Origin of the sequence: Psychrobacter sp. Sarcosine-3u-12, assembly GCF_002836005.1 — a bacterium.
Classification (GTDB): domain Bacteria; phylum Pseudomonadota; class Gammaproteobacteria; order Pseudomonadales; family Moraxellaceae; genus Psychrobacter; species Psychrobacter okhotskensis.
The window spans coordinates 1-281 of record NZ_PJBY01000062.1 but is presented as its reverse complement, the minus strand read 5'-3'; the positions used below and the strand labels follow the sequence as shown (position 1 = coordinate 281).

The following is a 281-nucleotide window of genomic DNA, read 5'->3' as shown; positions in this document are numbered from 1 at the left end:
GGTGCAGGTTACGCGCCAAAGCTAAGTGATCCTGAGGTTATTTGCATGGAGATGGTCGGTGAATTTTTACACCTTGATCAAGACAAACAAATTTGGCAATACTTTACCCAGCATTGGCAAGACTGGTTTCCAGCCATCGGCTCATACCCTAACTTCGCAAAGCACTGCGCCAATCTGTGGCAAGTCAAACAGCAGATACAAGATAACGTCAGTCAAATTGAAGGCCGTGACAACATCCATTTTATGGATGGTTTTCCGATACCCGTCTGTCATTATGGACA

Annotated in this window: 1 pseudogene; it reads left to right on the top strand. The window is 45.2% G+C overall.

The annotated features are described in order from the left end of the window. Positions 1 to 281 (top strand): annotated as a pseudogene (locus tag CXF65_RS01160) (IS982 family transposase); the annotation flags it as partial.